This window comes from Haloarcula sp. H-hyl6 (assembly GCF_056934455.1).
In genome coordinates, this window is record NZ_JBRIIK010000001.1 from 919,590 (window position 1) to 943,421 (window position 23,832).

Here is a 23,832-nt window from a genome sequence, read left to right on the forward strand (position 1 = left end):
CGTCCTTCAGGGAGGTCGAACATCGGTCTGGCGGTCGGTCACGACGCCGTACTCCGCTTCGACGGGGTTCGGCGGGCCGTCGTCGTAGCGGGCGGCCAGACTGGAGCGCACGGCGTCGCGCACGCAGGCCCGTGCCGCCGCGCCAACCGCCGTGGCGCTCCCCGCGAACTCGGCGGGTTCGGCGTCCGGCACGGACCCGACGACGACGGCGTCCGACGTCGTTCCGGGGACGCCGGCGGCGTGCAGTAGCGTCGCCGCCTTCGCCTCGACGGCCGTGGCCAGCAGTGTTGCGAGCGCCCCCTCCGAGAGCGCCCGGTCGGCCCCCACGACGAGGTTGACCGTGCCGGGCCGCCAGTCGTCGGCGTCCTCGGCCCGGTCGCTCGCGTCCGTCTCTTCCCTCGCCTCGCCGACGGGCAGCGTCGCCGGGTTCGAGAGGCCTGCCGTCGCGAGCGCCGTCACGGGCCCGCTCTCCGCACGGCGGGCGTGGTCCATGTGGACGCCGGTCAGGAGCGTCGGCCCGACCGGAAAGCCGGCGTCGGTCAGTCGCTCCTCGCGGTAGGCGTCGAGGTCCGTCCGCTCGAACCCCGTCGGCACCGTGACGTTGTAGACGGCGTCGGCGTCGCGGTAGCCGCCGTCCCACGCCGTCGAGAGCCAGCGCGCCCCTTCCCGTCGGGCCTGCACGACGCCATCCCGGCGCGTCGTCTCAAACATCCAGCGCCTCCAGCAGGCGGTCGTTCTGGTCGGCGGTTCGGACCGCGACGCGGACGTGGCTGTCCAGCCCACGGAACGTCCGCGCGTCCCGCAACGCGATGCCCCGTCGGCGAGCGGTCCCGAGCAGGTCGTCCACGCTCACGTCCGTCTCGTCCACCGCGAACAGGAGGAAGGGCGCGTCGGATGGGAAGACGTCGAACCGCGAGCAGAGCCTGTCACGCATCCGCTCGCGCTCGCTCTCGACTCGCTCCCGAGTCGCCGCGACGAACGCGTCGTCGCGGTAGCAGTGCTCGCCCAGCGCCGCCGCCGGTTCGCTCATCGACCACGCCCGCCGAGCGGTCGCCAGTCGGTCGCAGACCGTCCCGGACCCGACGGCGTAGCCCATCCGGATGCCCGGCAGGCCGAACAGTTTCGTGAGCGACCGGGCGACGACGACGCCCTCGCGGCCCGCCAACGAGGGGCGGTCGGTGAAGCCGAGGAACGCCTCGTCGACGAGTAGCGTGGTCCCTGCCGTCCGGCAACGGTCGGCGAAGGCCCGCAACGCCTCGGAGTCGTAACACTCCCCGGTCGGGTTGTTCGGGTTGCAGACGATTGCCATCGCGTGGGGTCGGGGGTCGCTGTCGAGTACCTCGCCGTGCGCGACGAACGACGGCTCCCCGCCCTGCAAGCGCACTTCCCGGGCGTACTCGCCGAAACTCGGCGCCGGGACGAGGACGCTCTCTCCGGCCCGGACCGTCGTCTGGATGGCCAGCCGGATGGCTTCGAGGCCGCCGGCCGTGGGGACGACCTGCCGCGGGTCACAGCCGACGAACTCGGCGGCGGCCGCTCGGAATCCAGCGTAGTCGTCGGCCGGGTACGACCGCGCCGCGGCGAAGGCGGCGCTGAACACGCGGGCCGCGCCCGTCGGCACCCGCGGGTTCGTGTTCGCGCTGAAGTCGAGCAGTTCCGGGTCGTCGCTGCTGCCGTGCGGGACGCGCCCGTCCGCGTCGACGTGCGGGTCCGTCGCGCCGGCGGCGCGCAACTGCTCGACGGTGTCGGGGTCCATGCGACCGACAAGGGCGACCAGCGACGAAAAGGTTCGCGAGTTACAGATACTGCTCGGCGACGCGGGCGTCCGCGAGGGTGTTGACGTTGACCGCGACCCGCACGTCGTCGGTGTGCCACGCGTCGTCGCCGTCCTCGCCCACGACGTTGACCCCCGTCGGCGCCACCTCGCGCCCGTCTCGCTCGAAGGTCGTGTCGTCGCTCACGTCGAGTTCGCGCTTCCGGGCGGCGGGGACCAGCACGGACATCGAGCCGTCGGTGTGAGCGGCCAGCACGGCGTCCAGTATCGGCCCGTCGAGCAGGGGAAGGTCCGCCGCGACGGTCAGCACCGGCGTCGAGAGGCGGTCGTCCGCGAGCGCCGCGTCGAGGTCGACGACGTAGCCGTCCCCGGGCGTCTCGACGGTCGGCACGTCGAGGTGGGCGCGGGTGTCCGGCGCGTTCGGCGAGGTGGCCGCGTACACCCGCTCGACGGCGCTGTCGCGGAGCGCGGCGACCACGCGGTCCACCATCGGGACGCCGCCGACTCGAAACAGGGGTTTCTCGACCGCCGCGTCGAGGCGGGTCCCACGGCCGCCGCACATCACCACGCTGTCCACGCGACCACCCCCCAGTCGAGGAGCACCCACGCGGCGACGGCGGCGTGGAGCGAGAGGACCCGGGCCAGTTCGTTGGCCGCGCCGAACACGTCGCCCCCGACGCCGTCGAGTCGTCGGTCCGCCCACCGGCGCAGGCCGAGGGCGACGACGGGGCCGGCCAGTACCGCCCCCGCAGTCGCCGGGAGTGCGAGGAGCGCGGCCGGCACCGAGACGAGGACCGGAGCGACGAGGTCCCCCGGTCCCTGCCCGTCGAGTATCGCCGCGCCGAACCCCTCGTGACTCGGCCGCCCGAGACAGGCCAGCGTCGCCATCGAGAGCTTCGCGCCCACCTCGGCGGCGAGGGCGATAGCGACGGCGACGAGGCGGGGGAGTCCCGCCACGGCCAGCGCCCCCAGCGCGAGGCCGAGCAGGGCCGTCCCGAGTGCGAGCACCGCGCCGACGCCGACGGTCGTATCGCGCATCGCCTCTCTGCGCTCGTCCGGGTCGCCGTGGACGACGGCGGCGTCTCCGAGGTCGGCGAGGCCGTCGGCGTGGTTGACGCCGGTGACGAGGACGACGCTCGCGAGGTACGCCGCCGCGACGACGGACGGCGGGAGCAGACCGACGGCGAGGAACGGGAGCGCGGCCAGCACACCCACGACGTACCCCGCCAGCGGGAACGCCGCCGGGGCGTCGGTGAAAGCGTCCCACGCGGCCTCGCTGTGGCCGACGGGGAGGCGAGAGAGAAAGCCCAGCGCGCCACGGAGCGCGCTCAGAGCCACGTCGCCACCCCCGCCAGCGCGTACGAGAGGACGCCGGCCACGGCGACCCCGCGAACGCCGCGTCGGGCGCGCTCACGAGTCGGAAGCGGCGCGTCGGCGTTCAGGACGTAGACGCTCGGCTTCTCTAGTCGGACGTCCAGCGCCGCGGCGGCGACGCCCATGGGCCACCCCGAGTTCGGCGACGGGACGCGGCCCACCCACGACCGGGCGCGGGCGAGCGAGCGCGGGTCCGCGAACGCGACGGCGAGGGAGAGCGCGCTCGCTCTGGCGGGCAGCCACATCACGGCGTCGTCGAGGCGCGCGGCGGGCGTCCCGACGCGCTTCGAGCGGTAGCCCAGCATGGAGTCCATCGTGTTGACGCCCTTGACCCACGCGGCCGCTCCGGCGGCGAGGGGGAGCGTCGGCAGGCCCGAGAGCGGCGCGAGGGCGGCCGCGAGGACGAACGCCCCGAGCGACGCGACCAGTCCGTCGGCGAGGTTCTCCGCGGCGCTCTCGACGGCCGCGCTCCGCAGGAGGCCCGGCGAGAGGTCGCTCGCGTCCCGCCCGGCCAGTGCGAGCAGGCCGTCGCGGGCGGCCTCGACGTCGTCTTCGGAGTCGGCCACGACGGCCGACGCCGCTTCGAGCAACCGCCGGAGGCTGGTCGTCAGGAACAGCGCGACGCCCGCGAGCGCCGCCGCGGCGAGGGAGGCGAGAGAGCCAGCGGCGGCGACGACGCCGGCCACGGCGACGGCCCCGCCCAGCGGGAGGACCAGCGCCCCGAGCGTCCCGACGGCCAGCGGGTGCGTCCACTCGCGGTCCAGCGGCGCGACCAGCGACCCGAACCACGCGACCGGGTGGAGCGGTGTCGACGGTTCGCCGACGGCCGCCTCCAGCGCGGCCGCGACGAGGACGGCACCCGCGGTCAGCACAGCGACCCCTCCCGGAGTCGCGCCGCGACGTCTTCGAGCGAGACGTCGTCGAGGAGGAGCGACGTCGCGCCGACGCGGCCGGCCCCGCCGTCGGTCCGGGCGTCGTCGCCGACGTGAACCAGCGCGTCGAGTTGGACGTCGAGCGCCGCGGCCGTCGCCCGGAAGATTCGCTCGTGGGGCTTGCGCCAGCCACACCCGACGCTGGTGACGACGGCACCCGGACCGAGCGCCGTCTCGGGGCCGAGGTCGGCGCGTTCGAGGGTGCGTTCGACCAGTCCGGGCACGCTGCAGTTCGAGCAGACGGCGACCGGTCCGCGCTCGTGGGCCGCGGCGAGGGCGTCTCGGGCGTCGTCTCGGACCGTCACCGGGGCGTCGAACGCGGACAGGACGGCCTCGCGCGCGGCGGCGGGCGTCACCTCGACGCCGCGGCTGGCCAGCGCGAGACGGACGTGCTCGTCGAGCGCCGCTTCCCGGCCGCGGTCGTACTCGCGGTGTGCGGTCCGGTAGGCGGCCGCCCAGTCGTCGGGGACTGCGACCCCGGACGCCGCGAGGCTGTCGGCGACGGCGTCCCACGGCGCGTCGGGCCTGTCGGCGTCGACGAGGGTCCCGAAGAGGTCGAACGAGAGTGCCACGTGCGTGTGATTACTGCAATCGCACTTGAACGATACGGTGAGCGGCGAAAAACGGAGCGGTCGGCCGGCGGGGACCCGGTTACAGGTCCGACCGAAGTCGGACTTCGTCGTCCGTGACCGTGTCGATGGACGCCTCCTGGAGAGGGTAGCCGTCGTCCTCGTCGACGTCCTCCCAACCGAGCATCGTCTTGAGTTTCGTCGTGATGCCGGGGTCGGGCTCGACGTAGGCGGTACCGTACCTGTAGCCGCTGACGAGTCCGACCTTGTTCCCGTCGGCGGTGACGACTTCTTTGCCGATGTCGTCGTTCGTGATTTGAGCAGTCGACATTGCAAGCGCACAGTGGGGCCTGCGACTCACCACGGTGGTGCTTGCATTCGCAGTTAGTCGTCATCTGAACACTACTTGGGAGGAGACGCTCCGTTAGTTGCTACTGGAACAACAGAAAACTCTAAACGGCCGCCACTCCCATCCCCGACATTGATGCCCACCATCGTCTCCGGGACAGTCCCGGCCAGCGACTTCGCCCTCAACCACTCGCTGGAGACGCTCCCCGAGTTGTTGTTCGAAGTCGAGCGAATCGTGACCAGCGGCGAGGACGCACTCATGCCGATGCTGTGGGTCCGAGGGAGTTCGCGGGAACGCATCGAAGACGCGTTGAGAGACGACCCCACGGTCGACAACGTCACCCTGCTCGGCGATTTCGAGGACGAGTGTCTGTTCAGGATGGAGTGGGTCAGCCACATCGACCTCATCATGCAGATGCTCACCAACTCCGAGGCGACGGTGTTAGACGCCGTTGGACAGGGTGACCACTGGAAGCTACGGGTCCTCTACCCCCGGCGGTCGCTGTTCTCGAAGACGCACGACTTCTGTGACGACCACGGCGTGGACTTCGAGGTGTCCTCTATCCGCGAACTCGACGAGGAACCCGCCGGTCGCTACGGATTGACCAGCGCGCAGTACGAGGTCCTCTCGGAGGCCTCGAAGCAGGGATACTTCAAGGTCCCTCGCGAGGTGAGCCTGGCCGAACTCGCCGACGAACTCGACATCTCACATCAGGCGGCCTCCGAGCGCATCCGGCGGGCGACCGACGCGCTCGTCGAAGACACGCTGTTCGTCGGTATGGACGGACTGGAGTGAGCCACGCCCGTCAGCAGGGACCCTCGTTCGGACTCACTCCTCGGTCGCCGAGGACCGTCGCCGCCGGAGGTACACGAGGAGGACCACTACGCCGAGCGACAGCAGGCGTCGGGACGTGACCCGACTGCCCGAACTGGACTCGGTCTGACTCGCCTCCTCGGTAGCGGACGCCGAGTCCTCGGACGCCGACTGTGCGGACGAGTCGCCCTCGGAAGCGTCTCCGTCGGTCGTTCCGGGGGACTCCTGCTGTGGGACGCCTTCGGCGAGTGCCTCTCGAACGGCCTCCTTGATGGGTTGTTTGAGCACCTGTTCGACGCTCGTCTGCAGGCGGCCGCTCGGACCGCTCTGCAGAGACGGTGAGTCGCTCATGTGACGTTCGGTCACACCGCCGGCTCGCCGACGAGTGTGGTGCTTGCCAGTGCAAGCGGCCCTACTCGTCCACAGCGGAACCGAGAGACAGCATCGCCTCGACCGCCCCAACAGTCGTCGCGACGGCGAGGGTGCCACGCTAGCCGGGACGTAGCGGGCCGTCGTGAACGGACTGCCCCAACGTCGTCGGACGCCGCGGACCGGCCGGCGGTCGCGGCGTGGCGACGGTCACCTCCACCGGACGGGGCGTCAGAGAATCCCACTGGAGCCGATAGGTCTCCAGACAACTTCTGTCAGAGTAGATACATGAAACACGCCGTCTTTGGTCAGAAAGCGTACCCAAGGCGGACGACAGCGGCGCTACGGTAGTCCGGATTGTGGTGTCGACTCGCCGGTGTCGAATCGCGTCTCCCGCCGTCCAAAAGCAGTAGGGAATCCTACACGGAGTGAGTCACCAGCGGTGGTGGACCCCGTCGAAGACGTACTCCTCGTAGATGTCGCGCACCGCTCCGTGGGTCTGGTGCGAGAGTGGGTCCATCTCGCTGACGGCCGCGTTGGCCTCGATGTGTTCGGGCGTCGTCGACCCGGGGATGACCGTCGACACCGCGTCGTGGTCGAGAATCCAGCGCAAGGCCATCTGGGCCATCGTCATCCGCTCTGGCACGTGGTCGCGCAGTTCGTCGACGGCGTCGAACCCGTCGTCCACCGGGAGGCCCGCGAACGTCTCGCCCCGGTCGAACGCCTCGCCTTCGATGTTGAAGTTTCGGTGGTCGCTCTCGGGGAACTCCGTGTCGCGCGAGAGCTTTCCGGTCAGGAGTCCCGACGCCAGCGGAACGCGCGCGATGACGCCGACGTCCCGTCGCTTCGCCTCCTCGAAGAACAGCTCTGCGGGCCGCTGACGGAACATGTTGAAGATTATCTGGACCGTCTCGACACCGGGATACTCGATGGCCTTCAGCGCCTGTTCGACCTTCTCGACGCTGACACCGTAGTGGTCGATTTTCCCCTCCTCTCGTAGCCGGTCGAGTGCCTCGAACGTCTCCGGCTGGTAGTAGGCCTCGGTCGGCGGACAGTGCAACTGGACCAGTTCCAGCGTGTCGACGTCGAGGTACTCCCGCGAGCGGTCCACGAACTGCGAGAGGTTCTCGTAGTTGTAGCGGTCAGCGGTGTGCGGGTCCAGCCGACGGCCGGCCTTCGTCGCGACGGTCACCTCGTCGCGGACGCCGCGTTCGTCGAGGACTTCCCCGATGCGCTGCTCGCTGAACCCGTCGCCGTAGACGTCGGCCGTGTCGATGAAGTCGATGCCGGCGTCGAGCGCGGCCCGGACGGCGTCCCGACCCTCTTCCTCGGAGACGTCGCCCCAATCCCCACCGATGTTCCACGTACCGAAACCCACGTCCGTCACGTCGTACCCCGTCGTACCGAGTTCGCGTCGGTGCATGGCTGACAGGTACTATTCGCGGGCACTTGTGCGTGTGGCAAGCGGCATGCTGCCCGACGAGCGCGCCGAAAAAAGGGCGTGAAGCCCGATAGCGTTGGCAGGGACGTGCCAGCGTGGACGCCGAGGGCTATTCGACCCACTTGGCCCGGCGGATGTCGTATCCGCCGCAGGCGGGACAGGAGTGGTGCTGAACTTCGAACGACGCATCACATACTAGACATACGTACGGGCGCGTCGTCTGTTCCCCGCGTTGGGAAACGTCGCGTGCTTTGTCAAAGACTCCCATCGACGACCACACTTGCGCTTGGGCCTACACTGTCAAAAAGAGCGAGGATAGTTCACGCTGGATTCCCCGCCGCTGTCCGGTGGTTCTCTGATTCGAGATGGACGCTACGTCACGCCACACACGACGTGACACACCCGTCGATTATCCCGAACGACGGCCCCGTCCCCCTCGTCGCTCACGCCGCCCAAAAATCAAAACTCTGATACAAATCCAGATGTGAACTGTGGTCTGACACGAACGGAGGATATCGGTCGCCGGAACCATGTCTTTCATAAAAATTCGGTGCTATTCGCCGGACATGGTGGAGGAACCTACCGTCGGAGAGTTGACGCCCCCGACCCGAACACTGATGGGACCCGGTCCGAGCGACGTACACCCGCGCGTGTTGCGAGCGATGAGTACGCCGCTCGTGGGTCACCTCGACCCCTCGTTCATCGACATCATGAACGAGGTGCAGGAGCTACTGCGGTACACCTTCCGGACGGACAACCAGTGGACCATCCCCGTCTCTGGCACCGGGTCGGCGTCGATGGAGGCCGCTGTCGGCAACCTCGTCGAACCCGGTGACACCATGCTCGTGCCGACGAACGGCTATTTCGGCGACCGGATGGCCAGCATGGCCGAACGTGCCGGTGGCGACGTAGTCACGGTCGACGCGCCGTGGGGCGAACCGCTCGACCCCGTCGACGTGGAAGCGGCCTTCGACGAACACAGTCCCGACGTGTTCGGCTTCGTCCACGCGGAGACGAGCACCGGCGTCCTGCAGCCGTCGGTGGACGAGTTGACGAGCATCGCCCACGAGAACGACGCGCTCGTCGTCGCGGACACCGTCACCTCGCTGGGCGGCGTGGAGTTCCGCGCCGACGAGTGGGACGTCGACGTGGCCTACGCCGGCCCTCAGAAGTGCCTCTCCTGTCCGCCCGGCGCGAGTCCGCTGACGCTCAACGACGACGCCATGGACAAGGTGCTCTCGCGAGAGACCCAGCCCCGCTCGTGGTATCTCGACCTCTCGCTGCTGGAGGGGTACTGGGGCGACGAACGGGCGTACCACCACACCGCCCCAATCACCAACGTCTACGCCCTGCGCGAGGCCCTGCGACTCGTCGCCGAGGAGGGCATCGAACAGCGGTGGGAGCGTCACCGGTCGGTCGCGAGCGCGCTGAAGGCCGGGGTCGAGGCGATGGGTCTAGAGATGAACGCCCCCGACGAGTACTGGCTCCCGAGCCTCAACACCGTCCGCGTCCCCGACGGCGTCGACGACGCCGCAGTCATCGAGTACCTGCTCGACGAGTACGACCTCGAAATCGCGAGCGGTCTGGGGGCGTTGGCGGGCGACATCTGGCGCATCGGCTGTATGGGCCACTCCGCCAGCGCGAAGAACGTCAGTTACCTCATGACCGCGCTGGGCGGCGCGCTCACCGAACAGGGTGCCGACGTCGACGTCGAAGCGGGGCTGGCCGCCACGAGCGACGCGCTGTAGGCTTACGGCCCACCTGCCGCTTCCTGTCACACTTCGGGCGAGAACCGAGTCCGACTTCCCCGACTTTAACGCCGGAAGACGTGCTCGCTTCGCGCGCCTTCCGAACCCTCGTTCGCTCCGCTCACGAGGACGGGGGACAAGTCGACTACGAATCGACTGAAAACCAAGTCCGCCCTCCCCGATTTGAACGGGGGACAAGTCGATCTACAGTCGACTGCTCTACCAGTCTGAGCTAAGGGCGGTCTGTACTCCAGAATAGCCCGCCGTCCGGACTTAAGGATTGTTATTCGGTGGTGGTTCGAGGGCCGGTCACACGGCCCGCCCACGCAACACGTAAATCCGGGCTCGTCGTAACGGATGGTACGTGCTCACCGACTGCACCTACTGTGGCGACCCACTGACCAACGAACTACGGTCGGTGACGTGCGACCACTGCGGGGAGGGGTTCCACGTCCCGTGCGCCGAGGACGCCGGCGAGTTCACCGTCCAGGAGGAGTCGCACTTCCTGCGCTCGAACACGTATCGCATCGACTGTCCGAGTTGCGGCGACGCGTGGGACGCCGGGTTCGACCCTCGCGAGTGACCCCGAGCGGCGCCGGCGGCAGACGGACGTCAGACACGGCGGGAAGATTCAAATACCCGGGTGACAACGTGTATGACGAGTCGGATGAGCAAGATAACGTTCCGCGCCGACGACGACCTCATCGAGCGACTCGAGGAGTTCGACGCCTCGAAGAGCGAGGTCATGCGCGAGGCGCTCCGAGCGTACCTGAGCGAGGAGGGCGAGTCGTCCGACGCGCAGTCCGCCGATGCTCGGACGGTGACCGACACCGAAAGCATCGACGAACTCATCGCGGAACGGGTCGACACCATCATCGCAGACCGGTTGGAGGACGCAGTGCCGAGCAGACAGCCACAGGACGTCAACGTAAACATCAGCCTCGACGGCGATAGAGGGGCTGTAACGCCCAACCAGGACAGTGACGAACCGGCGTCCGACCGCGTGTCCAACGACGTGGCGGCGGACGTATCACACGGGCGCGACAGCCGTAAGACAGGTGGCGACGACCGTGAAAACGCGGCGAAAACGACGGTACAGTCGTGTGCGCAATGTGGCGAAAACCTGTCGCCGTCCCACGTTTACTGTCCGAACTGTGGAGAGAAGGCGTCCCACCGCGTCTTCTGTGATTGCGGCGACGAACTCCGGTCGGACTGGGGCTTCTGTCCGAGTTGTGGCCGACGGACGCCTGCGGCCGACGTCCTCGACCAGACCAGAAGTGGTGCAAACGAGCGTTAGAGCGCCCGAGATAGTGTAAACAGGATTTTGTCATACACTCGGCGGTAGTTTTATTATCCCCCAGTCTGTGGTACTTTGTGCGTAAGACGGTCGTCTTACACAGCGGGCGTCGGGGTGGCATCCCCGCCACCGTCCGGCGATTTCGCTGTGTAAATGGTCGTGCGGGTCGTAAACAAGGCCCGTTCGGACCGTCTTACCCAAAGGGGACCAACAACCATGGAGCGTGTGACACTACGGATTCCGAAGCAGCAGATAGAAGAGGTCGAACAGATGGTCGAGACGGGGGAGTACCCCAACCGGAGTGAGGCTATCCGGTCGGCCGTCCGGGAGATGCTCGCCGAACAGGACGGCTCCGAGCGTGCCTCCGAGAAGCGCAAGCGGACGTGGGCGAGGGCCTAACGATGCAGGACATCGTCAACGAAGCCCTCGAACGCGACGAGCAAGAACAGAAACAGCTGTCCGACGAGGACGTCGACGGGTTCGGTGACCCCCGCATCGTCATCGTTGGCTGTGGCGGCGCGGGCAACAACACCGTCAATCGCCTCTACAACATCGGCGTCGAGGGTGCCGACACCGTGGCCATCAACACGGACAAGCAGCACCTCAAGATGATAGAGGCCGACACGAAGATTCTGGTCGGCAAGTCCCTCACCAACGGCCTCGGTGCCGGTGGGGACCCCTCGATGGGCGAACGCGCCACCGAGATGGCACAGGGGACCATCAAGGAAGTGCTTGGCGACGCGGACCTCGTGTTCGTCACCGCCGGCATGGGTGGCGGAACCGGTACCGGTGCCGCACCGGTCGTCTCGAAGATTGCCAAAGAGCAGGGCGCAATCGTCGTCGGCATGGTGTCGACGCCGTTCAACGTCGAGCGGGCCCGTACGGTGAAGGCCGAAGAAGGCCTCGAGAAGCTCCGCAACGAAGCGGACTCCATCATCGTGCTGGACAACAACCGCCTGCTGGACTACGTCCCGAACCTGCCAATCGGCAAGGCGTTCTCGGTGATGGACCAGATCATCGCCGAGACGGTCAAGGGCATCTCCGAGACAATCACTCAGCCGAGCCTCATCAACCTCGACTACGCCGACATGACGTCCATCATGAATCAGGGCGGCGTCGCGGTGATGCTGGTCGGCGAGACCCAGGACAAGAACAAGACCCAAGAAGTGGTCAAGGACGCGATGAACCACCCGCTGCTCGACGTGGACTACCGCGGCGCGAGCGGTGGGCTGGTCCACATCACAGGCGGCCCGGACCTCACCCTGAAGGAGGCCGAGGGCATCGCCCAGAACATCACCGAGCGCCTCGAAGCCTCGGCGAACGTCATCTGGGGCGCCCGGATTCAGGAGGAGTACAAGGGCAAGGTCCGCGTCATGGCCATCATGACCGGGGTCCAGTCCGCACAGGTGCTCGGACCGACCACCCAGAAGCAGGCCAACAAGTCGCGCGAGGCGATTCAGGAGGTCGGCGACGACACCTCCTTCGACGCGAGCGACAACGTCGAGAGCTTCGACGGTGCCAGCGCTGGCGGCAGTTCCGGCGGCCACACCGGCTACGGTGAAACCGACGGCGGCCGCGACCAGCACGAGAAGAACAACGGACTCGACGTCATCCGGACGAACGAGTAACTTCGACCTCCCGTTCTCCGTTTTCCGCTCCCCGAGAGCGACCGCAATCGTCGGCCACGGACTGTTACAGACTGGCCACCCGCTACCGTCGGGGGTTCCCTCAGGCGTCGAACCGTCGCGGCGGTGTCTTCGACCCGTCTGACAGGAGTCACACAGAGTGAGACACGAATCTCGCACGACGGACAACTCGCGGCGAATCCAGTAGAACGAGGCAGAATCAGACCGCTTCCAAGGCGTCCAGCAGGTTGCACTTCCGACACAGGTCCCGCGCCGTCGGCGCACCGCAGTGCTCGCACTCCCCGAACTCTTTGTCGCTGTCCTCACCGCCGTAGGCGTCGGCCGCGAGGGCCGCGAGTTTCTCGTACCCCGCCATAATCGAGTGTCGGGTGCCGGGGTGGTTCTCCTCCAACCCGAGCATCACCTCCTGAATCTCGCCGCGGTAGGCCTCCTCGGCGTGGGGACACTCCGTGATGTGCGCCGGCAGGTCACGGAAGCGGGCGTACAGCGCCACCTCCTTCTCGGGGACGTCCCGGAGCGGTTTGGCCCGCGGAACGTGGTGTGCCTGTTCCTCGCGGGTCCGCTCGGTGGCGGTATCCGACGTGGACTCGAACGGGCCCAGCGAGGCGTCGAAGTGTTTGGCCATCTGGTCGACGTCGCCTTCGAGGAAGTTCATCAGGGCCGTCTCCGCCTCGTCGTCCAGATTGTGACCGGTGAGCAGTTTGTCCGCGTCCAGTTCCTCGGCGTACCGCGAGAGGACGTCACGGCGGAACACGCCGCAGTACGCACAGGCCGCCATCCCCTCGGGGTCCTTCTCCACGACGTCGTCCATCCGCACGTCGAACTCGTCGGCGTAGGAGACCACCTCGTGACGGATACCCAACTCGGCCGTCAGTTCCTCGCAGGCCTCTAAGCTCTTGTCGCGGTAGCCCTCGATGCCTTCGTGGATGGAGAGCGCGACGAGTTCGATGCGGGGGTCCCGGTCGAACACGTCGTGGAGAATCTCCGTGAGTACGACGCTGTCCTTCCCGCCCGAGAGGCCGATGACCCACGTCTCGGGGTCCTCCGGTGTCGCGTCGTCCGGGACCAGACCGTCCTCGCGGATGCGCCGTCGGACGCGCTTCTCGACGGCCCGACAGAGGTGGTCCTCGCAGAGGTAGAGGCCGGAGTAGGCCGCGTGCAGCACCGCGTCGTCCCCGCACTTGTCACACTCCATTGTCTCGGGTATTCGTGCGCGCGGTGGTGAGGGTTTCGTCTCGGCTCGAAACCTCGCTGCGGTTGTTGTCCGAGGGAAACGGTCATACCCGTCCGACGACGTGTGACGTGTAATGGGCGAGTCCATCCGGACGCGGCTGGAACGGGTCGTGTTCAACCTCTACCCGGCGTATCTGGGCACCGGCGGTCGGGTGACACACATCGAAGACGACTGGTCTGAGATACGCGTCCGACTCCCGTTGTCGTGGCGGACCAGAAACGTCGTGGGGACCATCTTCGGCGGCAGTCTGTACAGCGCCGTCGACCCGTTCTACGTGATTATGCTCATGCGCCGACTGGACGACGCCTACGTCGTCTGGGACAAGGCCGCGTCCATCCAGTTCCGCAAGCCAGCCGAAGAGACGCTCTACGCGTCCTTCGAGGTGTCCGACGACGAGGTCCGGGCGGTCGAGGACGCCCTCGAGGACCGGGAGTCGGTCGACAGGGAGTACGAGGTGAAACTGGTCGACAGCGAGGGCGTCGTCCACGCCGTCGTCGAGAAGACGGTCCACGTCAGTTCAGACGAGACGAAGCGCGCCTGAGTCAGAGCGCCGACGGCCCGGAATCGAGCGCATCGAGGACAGCGCCGACGTGTCGCTCTCGGGAACTCGAACTGAACAGTTCGTGGCCGCCGTCGTACAGACGGATGCGGTCGGCGGGTAGCCGCGCACCGATGGCCCGTGGGTCGACAACCTCGTCGGTGAGCGTACAGAACGCGACGGCGTTCTCGCGGGCCGGCGGCAGGGTAGCGTGAGCTCGGCGAGTCGTCCGGAGGAACGCGGGAGAAGCGGCGTCGGGACCGTCCGCCAGTTGGGCGTCGGTGGCGAGGTCGCCGATGGCTCCCGCTTCGAGGTTGCCGGTGGGGATGACCGGCTTGCTCACGGGCAGACTCGCGACGAACTCGACTACGGGGTCGGGCAAGGGGAAGTCGCTCCCCCACCACGGACTCAGGTACACGCGGTTGGTGACGCCCTCGAAGTCGGCGTGGGCCGTCGTCAACCCCCCGGCGCTGTGGGCGAGAACGGCGAACTCGTCGAGGTCGGCGGCGTACTCGCGGACGGGGTCGACCCACTGCCGCTGGACGTCCGTGACGTGGGTCGGCAGTTCGACGGCGTGGACGCGATAGCGCTCGGCCACGCGGTCGACGAGCCACCGGACGTTCTCGTGGCGACAGCGGTTCCCCCACCCGAGGACGAACAGGCAGTCCTCGTCGGCACCGTCGTCGTAGACGCGGACCTGCATAGGGTCGCGTTACACCGCCCGGGTGAAAAGCGCACGTGAACGCCTGACACTCGCCGGCGAGTTTCCTACGCTCGCCAGTCCAGCCACGCGCCGTGGGGTTCGTAGTCGACGAGGCGCGTCCGTTCGACGTCGCCATCGACTTCCCGAACCCAGTCGAGTCGGACCGACTCCCCACCGGAGAGTTCCGTCTCCCCGGTCAGCCAGTGGAGCGGTCGCTCCGCCATCCGGTCGGTGAGGTGCGTCTCGAGTTCCGCACAGACGCGGTCGGGCACCTGATACAGGACGAGCGTGTTGACCACGCAGACCGGCACGTCGTCCGGTATCCCGTCGAGGATAGCGGGGAGGTCCTCGAGCAAATCGCCCTCGACCAGTCGCGGCGGGTCCTCGCGGGCGACGGCGAGCGCCGCGTCGAGGACGGCCCGCCGGCCCCCGTGGGCGGGCCAGACGAGCGCCCGAAGCCAGTCTGCGTCGGCGTCGTCGGCCACCTCCAGCGGATTCAGGTCGAGTCCGACCCGGGAGCGGACGGCCGGCGGGTCGGCCGGGAGCGGAGGGTCGTCGCCGCGAACCTCGCTCTCGATGGTCACGGGCGACTCCGTGGCACCGACGACGCGGCCCCCGTAGTCGTACCGGTAGCGGTCGAACAGGAGGTTCAGCCCGGCGCTCGGCCTTCGGGCGCCGTCTCGGCCAGTGCCAACAGGTCCGAGTCGGCGGCATCGGCGACCCGACGGGCGAGGTGGGCGTACAACGGGTCCGAACCCTCGGCCCACTCGGCGAACGACCGGAACGCGTCGACTGGGTCGGTCATACGCGTGGGTCCCGTGGCCGGTGCATCAGCGTTTCGTTCGCAGCGAGCGGCGGCGGAAGAAGCGCCCCGCCGTCACGGAGCGTCAGCGATTTGCCCGCGCGGTCACTACTCGGTGGCGATGAGCATGGACCGCGCGGCGGCCGTCGAACGAGTCGAGGACGTCGTCGCCACCGTCGAGGAGGAGACGATGCCTGTCCCGGTTCGCGAGGTGTGGGTGTACGGCGACGTGGCGCTGGGACTGGACCCCATCGAGCGACTGGACATCTACGTCACCAAGGACATCCTGTTCAAGGACGCCCCCGAACGGGCCGAGGAGTTCCAGCGGAGCCACGGCGTCGACGGCGTCGGCAAGACGGTTCGGGCCGCGTGGGCCGACGAGTACCCCGAGTACCTGCGGGCGAACGCCAACGGCCACGCCGCCCCCGAGAAGTGTCTCGCCGCCCACCTCCTGCCGGACGACGAGGACGAACCTATCCACCTCGAAGTGTGCAACGCCTCCTTCGACGACAACGTGACCCAGCGCCTGAAGGGCGCGATGGCCAGAGACGACTACGAGCAGATTCTGGACCCTCGGGGGGCCTGCCTCTGGGTCGAGGGCCAGCGCTCCGCAGAGGCGTTCCAGAAACTCCGCGACGGCGAGTTCGTCCTCCCGACGCTGTCGGGCGCACTGGAGATGCTCGGGATGGACGCCGACGAGGCCGACGAGGCCGCCGACGCGGTGCGTGCCTACCGAGAGCGACAGGAGGGCGCGACGGTGCGCGGCGACGTGGTGTGAGCGGCCCAGCTATTTTGTGTCGGCCGTCGTATCTCGACCGATGGCCCAACTGGTCTCCCTCGCGGTCCGGACCCTCCACGTCCTCGCCGTAACCGTCCTCGCGGGCAGTACCGCCGCCCTCTGGTACGCCTATCACACCGGTCTGACGGACAGTCTCGCCGCCGCCCGGCGGTACGAGTGGCTGTTCTGGGGCGCCGTCGGCGTCCTCGTCCTCACCGGCGTCGGTAACCTCGGTGCGCTGGGGCCCCCCGGTCCCGGCACCGACTGGGGGCGGGCCCTGCTCGTGAAACTCGCGCTCGTCCTCGCTCTCGTCGTCGGGTCGGCCGTTCGGACGCTCGTGGTGGTTCGAGCCGGCGAAGGATTTGTTTCCCACGAGGGTAACAAACGACTGCGGCGGACGCTCGGCAAGTCCTACGGCGCGACCGCTGGGACGCTACTCGCCCTCGTCGTCCTCGCGGAGGTGCTGGCCCATGGCTGAGTCCGACACCGACGGCCCGGCGTTCTCGCTCACGACGTGGGCGCTCGCGACGTTCGACGTCGCGCTGTTCGTCCTCGCCGCGCTCCTCCCGATTCACGCCGTCGGTGCGCTCGCGGACCTCCTGTCGGGTCTGAACACACTCCTCGGCGTCGCCGTGTTCTGTTACCTCTGGGCGCTGTTCGTCCTCGCGGTGCGCTGGGTACTCGCGGGGCGGACCCTCGATGACCCGCTCCGGTCGCTAGTCCCTCGGGGCGTCGCCGCCGGGAGCGCCGCGGGCGTCGTCTTCCTCCTCGGCGTCGTCGTCGCCGCCGCCGGACCGGGCGTTCTCACCGGCCGCATCGAACCGCTGTCGGCGTTCCTCGTCGCACTCATCGGGGGCGCCGTCGCCGCGGTGGTCGGGAGTCTGGTCGGCCTCTCGCTGGGTGCTATCGACGTGGCGCTCTATAGAACTGCTGGCGCTCTCCTCCCCGACCCGCCGACCCAGCGCGAGGAGTCGGCGGCTACACCCGACCGACGGTGACGAAGAAGGGGACCGTCTCGCGGCGCTCGTAGGTCTCTTCTTGCATCTGCGAGACGACGGTCCGTCCCATCTCCCGCCAGCGCTGTCGGAGTGCGTCGTACTCCTCGGGGGTCGTCTCGCCGTCGAGGATGGTCGACCGGTCGCTCGCCAGTCCCTCGCCGGTGGCCTTCCGCCGGGCCGCCCGCACCGACGCTTCCTCGTACGGCGGCGCGACGGTCCGGCGCTGGTCGTACCGGCGCGTCGAGACGACGTCCAGTCCCGCCGACTCGAACACGTCGGCGGCGTCGGCCCCCAGCGTCACGTCCGTCTCGACGCCGTCGAGGAAGTACCGTCTGGCCCGCCGGGCGAGTCGTGGTTCGCTGTTGACGGTGGACTCGACGGTGACCGCCCCGTTGTCCGGTTCGACGGCCGCGACCCGGTCGCCGGCGACGCGGGCGAACTCCCGGACCGCCGCCTCGGGGTCGGGGAGGTTGATGAGAAGTGCCTGACAGACCACGAGGTCGAACGCGTCGTCGGCGAAGGGGAGTCGGGTCGCGTCGCCGCGGACGACCGGCCCGTCGAGCGCCGCGAGGAGGTCCGCGTCGGCGTCGAGTCCCACGACGGTCCCGTCGGTCTCCTCTCGGAGGACGCGAGTGAGTTCGCCGGTACCACAGCCCACGTCCAGCACCCGCTCACACTTGCTCAAGTCGAGGTCCGCGAGGGCCTCGCGTGAGTCGGCCCACATCCCCTCTCGGGTGGCGTCGAGGTAGTCGGCGGAGAACCTGCGCACTATCGGAGACAGTCGACTCGGCGGCAAAAAGTTCGCGGTCGGTCAGCGCCGGGCCGCGAGCAGTGCCCCGGCGAGTGCGGCACCGACGGCGAGCAACGGCCCGGGACCCGGACCGGCCCCCTCGCTAGGCGTGGTCGCGTCTGTGGTTCCAGCGGTCTCGCCCGTCCCCTCGTCGGTCGTCGAGCGCCCGTCGCCCCCGGCCGGAAGCGCCGTCCGCGTCGTTCGCTCGCCGACGTTCGGTCCCCGTATCGTGGCCCCGTCGGTGTCGGCCACGAGGTGCGTGTCGCTCGTCGCCGTCACCCGGAGGTCCGCCCGTCGGAGGTACGTCACCCGAACGGCGGCCGTCTCGCCGGGACCGACGCGGTCGAACCGGACGGTCCGGCCGTCGACGTCCCCTGTCGGCGAGGTGACTCGCTGGACCGGAAGCCCGTCGGTGTCCGGCACCGTGACGGAGAGGTTCCGCATCGCCGCGTCGTCGGGGTTGTGGACCCGGAACTCGACTGTCGCGTTCGCACCGCGGGCGGCGCTGGCGTCGGTGGCGTTCACACGCGGGAGATGGGCGTCGGCGACCGTCAGGTTCCGGGTGACCGCCCTGTCGAGCGTGACGGTGTGGACCCGACTCACCCGGTCGTCGGCGACCGCGACCACGCGATAGGACCCCGCGTCGAGCGACCCGCGGTACCGGCCGTTGCTGGTCTCGAAGACGGACAGTCGGTCGGGTGCCGCGTCCGCGAGTTTCCGAAGCGACTCGGGCACGTCGTGGCCCGTCGACGCCTCGGCGAGGGCGTCTTCGGTGACCGGTTCGACCAGCACCGTCGCGTCGGTCGGGCCACCGTCGGCCGTCGTGACCCACCCCGAGAGCGGCGTCTCGGATTGGGCCGCCGCTGCCGGCGGGGCCGAGAGTACGACAGTCAACAGGAGTGCGAGCGTGACACGCCGCATAGGCGTCGATACCGTCGCTCGTGATACGTGTCTTCGGGTGGCTCAAACCCGCGTCGAAGTCAGTCCTCGCGGAGTTCGCGGACCCGCTGGATGTTCCACTCGAAGCTCTTGCCGTTCTCGGTGGGCGTCTCCAAGACGAGCGGCACGTCTTCGACGGCGTCGTGGTTGACGAAGGCGCGCATCCCCGCCTCGCCGATTTCACCTTCGCCGACGTGCGCGTGTTCGTCCTTGTTCGTCCCGCAGGCGTGTTTCGAGTCGTTGAGGTGGACACACGCGAGGTCGTCCAGTCCGACCACGTCGTCGAACTCGTCGAACGTCTCCTCGACCCCCTCGGGCGTCGAGAGGTCGTAGCCCGCGGCGAACATGTGGGCGGTGTCCAGACAGAACTCGATGTCCTGGTCGGTGCGTTCCCGGACTGTCGCAAGATGCTCGAACTGGCCGCCCAACTTCGTCCCGCTCCCCGCGTCGGACTCGACGAGAACGGTGACGTCGTCGGGAACGTCGAGGTCGTCGAGCACGCTCGCGGCGTTGTCGAGGCCGCCGTCGACGCCCGCGCCGGTGTGAGCACCCAGATGGACGTTGACGTACTCGACGCCCAACTTGGCGGCGGCGTCGACCTCCTTCTGCATGGAGTCGCGAGACTTCTCGCGGAGGTCCTCCTTCGGCGTACAGAGGTTGACGAGGTACGACGAGTGGATGACCCACGGCCCGACCCCGTGCTCCTCGCTCAGTTCGCGGAACTTCGCGGCCTCGTCGTCCTCGATGTTGGGGTCCTGCCAGACCTGCGGAGAGTGTGAGAATATCTGCCCGCAGTTGCCGCCGTACTCGACCTGCTCGTCGACGGCGTTGTACGCGCCGCCGGCGATAGACGTGTGTGCACCCACTCGAACCATGTCACCGGGTCGGGTTCCGGCGGGCAAAGCGGTTTCGGAGTCCGCAATCCGGTCTCAGGGCGACCGTCGGACCCACTCGTCGGTGGCGTACTTCGACTCCGCGCGTTCGCGTGCGCGCGCTAGCTCGCCGTCCGTCCACCCGCCCTCCTCGGCGTCCACCCACTCGGCCAGCGTCTCGCGGAGCGTCTCGACGACCGTCTCCCGGTCGACGTCGGCGTACTCGTCGATGGCACCCACCCGCTCCCGGAACGCGTCCGGGTCGGGCTTGCCGGCGAAACACCCGCAGTGTCGCTCCGGCCGGGTCGACACCGACAGCGACCCGTGCTGGATGACCGCGTCCTTCTGGCGATACTGGGCGTTGCCGGCGAGTTTGCGGCCGTCCGGGCCGACGACGTCGTGGGCGGGGTGGAGCGCCCGGAGGTAACACGCCGGTTGGTGTATCGCCTCGCGTTCGGCATCGACGAAGGACGCGTCGACGCCGAGTCGCTCGAAGGCGTCGAGTATCGGCTCACAGAACAGTTCGTAACAGTCCATCAGGTTCCCCGGGACGGCGTCGGCCGGCGCGACGATGCCGTAGGAGAGGTCGGCGTGGTGGTCGTGATAGATGGCACCGCCGCCGGTGGGTCGGCGGGTGACGCCGATGCCCTCGCGCTCGCAGAATCTCCAGTCGATGCTGTCCGGCGTCTGGTTGTAGCCCAGCGAGAGGGTGTCCGGCCACGTGTACACCCGAACGGTCGCGGGACCACCGTCGGCCGCCGTCTCGGCGGCAATCTCTTCGAGCGCCATCGTCACCGGTCCGTCGTGAGACTCCTCGCCGACGACGCGCCAGTCGAGGTCCGAGAGGGTCATCGTCAGCGGTAGGACGGGGTGGTCGAAATGTGTTACGGACCCTCACTCGGGGCCGGCGTACTCGTCCACCAACCGCTCCATCACGCGGGCCTCGGCCTTGCGGAGGTGTTCTGCCGCGGTGCCGGGCGCACAGTCCAGTCGGTCGGCGACGTCCTCGGTGGTCCCCCGCCGCGGGTCGTCGTAGTACCCGCAGTCGACGGCGGCGGCGACGGCCGCGAACTGCCGGTCGGTGAACGCGGCGGCCGACTCGAACCGACGGCTGTCGTACTCGCCCACCTCTCGGACGTCGACGCCGACGCCGTCCGGCACGGCGTCGACCGCTCGCTGGACGGTCCCGCCCGGACCGACGAGCGTGAGCCCCATGCTCCCGTCGGACCGGTACGCGATTGGCGAGACGACGACCAATCCCGCCGTCGTGAGCGCGTCGATGAGTTCGGTGCCCGTCTCGGAGGGACTGTCCCGAACGTAGAGGTAGAAGGTGTCGTCCGGACACGTCGAGATGGCGTACTCCCGGACGCTCTCGGCCCGTTCGAGGGCCCCCCGGTACGGTTCCGGCGGGAAGCCGTCGACGTGAAAGAGGAGCGTCTGGACCGACTCGCCGACTTCGTTCCCGCGCAGGAGATAGCTGGCGTCGTACCCCTCGTGGTCCACGACGAACTGGTGCATGGGGTGGCGCACCTCCGGGGCCAGCGAGAGCGAGAGCCTGACGTACTTCACACCGGTACTTTCCAAGCCGAATATAAAGGTGCCTCGTCCGCGAGGCAGTACGACGAGGGAGGTGGCGGCCGACGTGGATACCATGTCCCGGACAGTCGCGGGTGTCTCGCAGGACGCCCACGAGGACGTCGTCGCGCCGATACGCGAGTACGTCGTCGACGAGGAGCGACACCTGAACGCGCCGGCGGTGGTCGTCCGCGCCGACGAGGTGCAGGCGGTGTGCTCGACGCTGAAGGCCGAGGCCGACTTGGACCACTGCGCGTGCGTCAGCGCACAGGAGTACGCCGACCGCTACGAGACCATCTACCACCTGCGGAGCTACGACGACCCGACGCGGGAGCTTTCGGTCGTGGTCCCGACGACGAGCGAGGACCCCACGAGCGAGTCCGCCGCGCCGGTGTACCCCACCGCGGCGTGGCACGAACGGGAGGCCTACGACCTCGTCGGTATCCGCTACGAGGACCATCCGGACCTGCGGCGCATCCTCCTGCCCGAGACGTGGCAGGGCCACCCCCTGTCCCGGGACTACGACCAGAGCCAGCCCCAAATCGTCACCTACCGCGAGCACCAGCGACTGCTCGAAGACGAGCGGTCGGGGCCGGACCGGATGCACCTCAACATGGGACCACACCACCCCTCGACCCACGGTGTCCTCCACCTCAACGTCGAACTCGACGGCGAACAGGTCGCCGCCGTGGACCCGGACATCGGCTTCATCCACCGGTGTGAGGAGCAGATGTGTCAGTCCAAGACCTACCGGCACCAGATAATGCCCTACCCCGACCGCTGGGACTGGAGCGGTGCCGGCCTCCTGAACGAGTGGGCCTACGCCCGCGCCGCCGAGGATTTCGTCGACATCGAGGTGCCCGAGTACGCGCAGGTCATCCGGACGATGTGTGGGGAGTTCTCGCGCATCCTCGGGCACATGCTCGCCGTCGCCACCTACGCGCTGGACGTGGTCAGCGAGTTCACCGCCGTCTTCCAGTGGGGCATCCGGGACCGCGAAATCGTGCAGGACATCCTCGAAGACCTGACCGGTCAGCGGTTGATGTTCAACTACTTCCGGTTGGGCGGCGTCGCGTGGGACTTGCCCGAACCCCGCGAGGCGTTCTTCGAGAACGTCCGCGAGTTCCTCGACGGCCTCCCGGCGAAACTGGAGGAGTACCACGACATGCTGACCGGCAACGAGGTCATCCAGATGCGGACCATCGACACGGGCTACCTCGACCCGGAGACGGCCAAAGCCTACGGCTGTACCGGCCCGGTCGCACGCGGGTCCGGCGTCGACTACGACCTGCGACGCGACGACCCCTACGGCTACTACGACGAACTCGACTGGTCGGTCGTCACCGAGGACGGCGGCGACAACTTCTCGCGCTTGCTCGTCCGGATGCGAGAGGTCGAGGAGTCCGCGAAGATAATCGAGCAGTGCGTCGACCTGTTAGAGGACTGGCCCGAGGACGACCGGGAGATTCAGGCCAACGTTCCCCGCACGATTCGGCCCGACCCGGACACAGAAATCTACCGCGCCGTCGAGTCCGCGAAGGGCGAACTCGGCATCTACATGCGCTCTGACGGCACCGACACGCCCGCTCGCTTCAAGATTCGCGGCCCCTCCTTCTCGCACGTCCAGACGCTCCCCGTGATGGCCGAGGGCGAGTACATCCCGGACCTCGTGGCGACCATCGGGAGCTTAGACCCCATCATGGGCGACGTCGACCGGTAACCCCCGCTGACGTCTCTCCTCCTCACGACGAGACCGGGACGTCGCCGATTTCGACGGTGTACTGCTGGCTCGACGCGGTGCCGTCCGGCGGCGTGGTCACGACAGTGACGGCGACGCTGTCCGGTCGCTGTCCCTTCGGGAGCAACCACGACCCAGTGACGGCCCCCGTCTCGCCCGCCGCGAGTCGTCCCGTCGTCGCACTTCCCTCGACGGTCCGGCCCGCGCGCGTCGTCGCCGCGCCCAGACGGAGTTCGTAGGCGCTGTCGGCACTGTTGTTGACCGCGACGGTGAGCGTGAACCGCCAGCCGTCGTTGCCGGTGACGACGGACGCGGCGTCCACTCGCTCGACGGCCGCCGTCTCGGTCAGTATCTCGTCGCCCACGACGGCACCCTCGACTTCAGGGGTCGGCGTCGTCGCACCGCCGTCGCCACCGCCGCCAGCGACGTAGTGCCCCAGTAAGCCGCCGAACGTCACCACCTCGATGAGTATCGGGATGCCGATGGCGAGGATGATGAGTATGCGGACCAAGTTCGTCTGCTTCGGACCTTCTACGTCGTCAAGCATAGTGAG

The 23,832-nt window shown here is 68.5% G+C and carries 30 protein-coding genes and 1 tRNA gene; 11 read left to right on the top strand and 20 right to left on the bottom strand.

Annotation, left to right across the window (positions count from 1 at the left end; all coding sequences use genetic code 11):
• Nucleotides 1-6: 6 nt before the first annotated feature.
• The 7 genes from Hhyl6_RS04805 to Hhyl6_RS04835 form a co-directional block, all read right to left on the bottom strand.
• Nucleotides 7-711, bottom strand: coding sequence for an adenosylcobinamide amidohydrolase (locus tag Hhyl6_RS04805; RefSeq protein ID WP_483738088.1), 705 nt, complete (start codon nt 709-711; stop codon nt 7-9).
• Nucleotides 704-1,756, bottom strand: coding sequence for a threonine-phosphate decarboxylase CobD (gene cobD, locus Hhyl6_RS04810; protein WP_483738089.1), 1,053 nt, complete (start codon nt 1,754-1,756; stop codon nt 704-706). Before cobD ends, Hhyl6_RS04805 begins: the two co-directional genes overlap by 8 nt.
• 40 nt (nt 1,757-1,796) lie before the next feature.
• Nucleotides 1,797-2,336 carry an NTP transferase domain-containing protein gene (locus Hhyl6_RS04815; protein WP_483739672.1) on the bottom strand — a complete coding sequence of 180 codons (540 nt, stop codon included), beginning with the start codon at nt 2,334-2,336 and terminating at the stop codon, nt 1,797-1,799.
• Nucleotides 2,336-3,112 carry an adenosylcobinamide-GDP ribazoletransferase gene (gene cobS / locus Hhyl6_RS04820; RefSeq protein ID WP_483738090.1) on the bottom strand — a complete coding sequence of 259 codons (777 nt, stop codon included), beginning with the start codon at nt 3,110-3,112 and terminating at the stop codon, nt 2,336-2,338. Before cobS ends, Hhyl6_RS04815 begins: the two co-directional genes overlap by 1 nt.
• Entirely contained in the window at nt 3,103-4,020 is a 918-nt protein-coding gene (locus Hhyl6_RS04825) for a CobD/CbiB family cobalamin biosynthesis protein (RefSeq protein ID WP_483738091.1), read from the bottom strand. Before Hhyl6_RS04825 ends, cobS begins: the two co-directional genes overlap by 10 nt.
• Nucleotides 4,014-4,652 (bottom strand): HAD family hydrolase, encoded by a 639-nt coding sequence (locus Hhyl6_RS04830; protein WP_483738092.1) that lies wholly within the window; start codon nt 4,650-4,652, stop codon nt 4,014-4,016. The genes Hhyl6_RS04825 and Hhyl6_RS04830 overlap by 7 nt, the downstream gene beginning before the upstream one ends.
• Nucleotides 4,653-4,731: 79 nt before the next feature.
• Entirely contained in the window at nt 4,732-4,980 is a 249-nt protein-coding gene (locus Hhyl6_RS04835; protein WP_483738093.1) for a PRC-barrel domain containing protein, read from the bottom strand.
• A 153-nt stretch (nt 4,981-5,133) separates the two neighbouring features.
• On the opposite strand from Hhyl6_RS04835, the gene Hhyl6_RS04840 reads away from it, so the two are divergent.
• Nucleotides 5,134-5,793, top strand: a complete 660-nt coding sequence (locus Hhyl6_RS04840; protein ID WP_483738094.1) for a helix-turn-helix domain-containing protein — start codon at nt 5,134-5,136, stop codon at nt 5,791-5,793.
• A 33-nt stretch (nt 5,794-5,826) separates the two neighbouring features.
• Here the strand turns inward: Hhyl6_RS04840 and Hhyl6_RS04845 are convergent, their stop codons facing one another.
• Nucleotides 5,827-6,162: a hypothetical protein gene (locus tag Hhyl6_RS04845; RefSeq protein ID WP_483738095.1), complete on the bottom strand. Its 336-nt coding sequence runs from the start codon at nt 6,160-6,162 to the stop codon at nt 5,827-5,829.
• A gap of 451 nt (nt 6,163-6,613) precedes the next feature.
• The gene (locus tag Hhyl6_RS04850; protein WP_483738096.1) at nt 6,614-7,603 is read right to left on the bottom strand and encodes an aldo/keto reductase; all 990 of its coding nucleotides are present in this window, start codon (nt 7,601-7,603) and stop codon (nt 6,614-6,616) included.
• Nucleotides 7,604-8,187: 584 nt separating this feature from the next.
• Here Hhyl6_RS04850 and Hhyl6_RS04855 point away from each other — a divergent pair.
• Entirely contained in the window at nt 8,188-9,369 is a 1,182-nt protein-coding gene (locus tag Hhyl6_RS04855; RefSeq protein ID WP_483738097.1) for a pyridoxal-phosphate-dependent aminotransferase family protein, read from the top strand.
• A 168-nt stretch (nt 9,370-9,537) separates the two neighbouring features.
• Here Hhyl6_RS04855 and Hhyl6_RS04860 read toward each other — a convergent pair.
• Nucleotides 9,538-9,611 (bottom strand) — tRNA-Tyr (locus Hhyl6_RS04860).
• Between the two features lie 122 nt (nt 9,612-9,733).
• Here Hhyl6_RS04860 and Hhyl6_RS04865 point away from each other — a divergent pair.
• From Hhyl6_RS04865 to ftsZ, 4 genes are all read left to right on the top strand, one after another.
• Nucleotides 9,734-9,952: a hypothetical protein gene (locus Hhyl6_RS04865; RefSeq protein WP_483738098.1), complete on the top strand. Its 219-nt coding sequence runs from the start codon at nt 9,734-9,736 to the stop codon at nt 9,950-9,952.
• Between the two features lie 84 nt (nt 9,953-10,036).
• Nucleotides 10,037-10,666, top strand: a complete 630-nt coding sequence (locus Hhyl6_RS04870; protein WP_483738099.1) for a double zinc ribbon domain-containing protein — start codon at nt 10,037-10,039, stop codon at nt 10,664-10,666.
• 216 nt (nt 10,667-10,882) lie between these two features.
• On the top strand, nt 10,883-11,065 hold the full coding sequence (locus tag Hhyl6_RS04875; protein ID WP_483738100.1) for a ribbon-helix-helix domain-containing protein: 183 nt from the start codon (nt 10,883-10,885) through the stop codon (nt 11,063-11,065).
• A gap of 2 nt (nt 11,066-11,067) precedes the next feature.
• Nucleotides 11,068-12,294, top strand: coding sequence for a cell division protein FtsZ (ftsZ, locus tag Hhyl6_RS04880; RefSeq protein ID WP_483738101.1), 1,227 nt, complete (start codon nt 11,068-11,070; stop codon nt 12,292-12,294).
• A 217-nt stretch (nt 12,295-12,511) separates the two neighbouring features.
• Here ftsZ and ncsA read toward each other — a convergent pair whose 3' ends face one another.
• Nucleotides 12,512-13,507: a tRNA 2-thiolation protein NcsA gene (ncsA, locus tag Hhyl6_RS04885; RefSeq protein ID WP_483738102.1), complete on the bottom strand. Its 996-nt coding sequence runs from the start codon at nt 13,505-13,507 to the stop codon at nt 12,512-12,514.
• A gap of 112 nt (nt 13,508-13,619) precedes the next feature.
• Between ncsA and Hhyl6_RS04890 the strand changes: the two genes are divergently transcribed.
• Nucleotides 13,620-14,087 carry a DUF4442 domain-containing protein gene (locus Hhyl6_RS04890; protein WP_483738103.1) on the top strand — a complete coding sequence of 156 codons (468 nt, stop codon included), beginning with the start codon at nt 13,620-13,622 and terminating at the stop codon, nt 14,085-14,087.
• 1 nt (nt 14,088) lies between these two features.
• Here Hhyl6_RS04890 and Hhyl6_RS04895 read toward each other — a convergent pair whose 3' ends face one another.
• The 3 genes from Hhyl6_RS04895 to Hhyl6_RS04905 form a co-directional block, all read right to left on the bottom strand.
• Complete coding sequence (locus tag Hhyl6_RS04895; protein ID WP_483738104.1) at nt 14,089-14,787, bottom strand: alpha/beta fold hydrolase; 699 nt, start codon at nt 14,785-14,787, stop codon at nt 14,089-14,091.
• Between the two features lie 65 nt (nt 14,788-14,852).
• Nucleotides 14,853-15,440, bottom strand: a complete 588-nt coding sequence (locus Hhyl6_RS04900; RefSeq protein ID WP_483739673.1) for a DUF2332 domain-containing protein — start codon at nt 15,438-15,440, stop codon at nt 14,853-14,855.
• Entirely contained in the window at nt 15,437-15,592 is a 156-nt protein-coding gene (locus Hhyl6_RS04905; protein WP_483738105.1) for a hypothetical protein, read from the bottom strand. The genes Hhyl6_RS04900 and Hhyl6_RS04905 overlap by 4 nt, the downstream gene beginning before the upstream one ends.
• Nucleotides 15,593-15,716: 124 nt before the next feature.
• Between Hhyl6_RS04905 and Hhyl6_RS04910 the strand changes: the two genes are divergently transcribed.
• From Hhyl6_RS04910 to Hhyl6_RS04920, 3 genes are read left to right on the top strand one after another with little or no spacing between them, the layout of a single operon-like run.
• Complete coding sequence (locus Hhyl6_RS04910) at nt 15,717-16,367, top strand: DUF7095 family protein (RefSeq protein WP_483739674.1); 651 nt, start codon at nt 15,717-15,719, stop codon at nt 16,365-16,367.
• A 40-nt stretch (nt 16,368-16,407) separates the two neighbouring features.
• Complete coding sequence (locus Hhyl6_RS04915) at nt 16,408-16,845, top strand: CopD family protein (protein ID WP_483738106.1); 438 nt, start codon at nt 16,408-16,410, stop codon at nt 16,843-16,845.
• Entirely contained in the window at nt 16,838-17,365 is a 528-nt protein-coding gene (locus Hhyl6_RS04920; RefSeq protein ID WP_483738107.1) for a DUF7965 family protein, read from the top strand. The genes Hhyl6_RS04915 and Hhyl6_RS04920 overlap by 8 nt, the downstream gene beginning before the upstream one ends.
• Here Hhyl6_RS04920 and Hhyl6_RS04925 read toward each other — a convergent pair.
• The 5 genes from Hhyl6_RS04925 to Hhyl6_RS04945 form a co-directional block, all read right to left on the bottom strand.
• Nucleotides 17,346-18,089, bottom strand: a complete 744-nt coding sequence (locus Hhyl6_RS04925) for a class I SAM-dependent methyltransferase (protein WP_483739675.1) — start codon at nt 18,087-18,089, stop codon at nt 17,346-17,348. The two genes, Hhyl6_RS04920 and Hhyl6_RS04925, sit on opposite strands and share 20 nt — an antisense overlap.
• An 87-nt stretch (nt 18,090-18,176) precedes the next feature.
• Entirely contained in the window at nt 18,177-19,076 is a 900-nt protein-coding gene (locus Hhyl6_RS04930) for a hypothetical protein (RefSeq protein WP_483738108.1), read from the bottom strand.
• A gap of 59 nt (nt 19,077-19,135) precedes the next feature.
• Entirely contained in the window at nt 19,136-19,969 is an 834-nt protein-coding gene (locus tag Hhyl6_RS04935; protein ID WP_483738109.1) for a deoxyribonuclease IV, read from the bottom strand.
• A 54-nt stretch (nt 19,970-20,023) separates the two neighbouring features.
• Complete coding sequence (locus Hhyl6_RS04940; RefSeq protein ID WP_483738110.1) at nt 20,024-20,818, bottom strand: lipoate--protein ligase family protein; 795 nt, start codon at nt 20,816-20,818, stop codon at nt 20,024-20,026.
• Nucleotides 20,819-20,860: 42 nt separating this feature from the next.
• Complete coding sequence (locus Hhyl6_RS04945; protein WP_483738111.1) at nt 20,861-21,535, bottom strand: helix-turn-helix domain-containing protein; 675 nt, start codon at nt 21,533-21,535, stop codon at nt 20,861-20,863.
• Nucleotides 21,536-21,617: 82 nt separating this feature from the next.
• Here Hhyl6_RS04945 and Hhyl6_RS04950 point away from each other — a divergent pair, with 82 nt between their 5' ends.
• Nucleotides 21,618-23,261 carry an NADH-quinone oxidoreductase subunit D gene (locus Hhyl6_RS04950; RefSeq protein ID WP_483738112.1) on the top strand — a complete coding sequence of 548 codons (1,644 nt, stop codon included), beginning with the start codon at nt 21,618-21,620 and terminating at the stop codon, nt 23,259-23,261.
• Nucleotides 23,262-23,283: 22 nt separating this feature from the next.
• Here the strand turns inward: Hhyl6_RS04950 and Hhyl6_RS04955 are convergent, their stop codons facing one another.
• Complete coding sequence (locus Hhyl6_RS04955) at nt 23,284-23,826, bottom strand: hypothetical protein (protein WP_483738113.1); 543 nt, start codon at nt 23,824-23,826, stop codon at nt 23,284-23,286.
• Between the last annotated feature and the right edge of the window lie 6 nt (nt 23,827-23,832).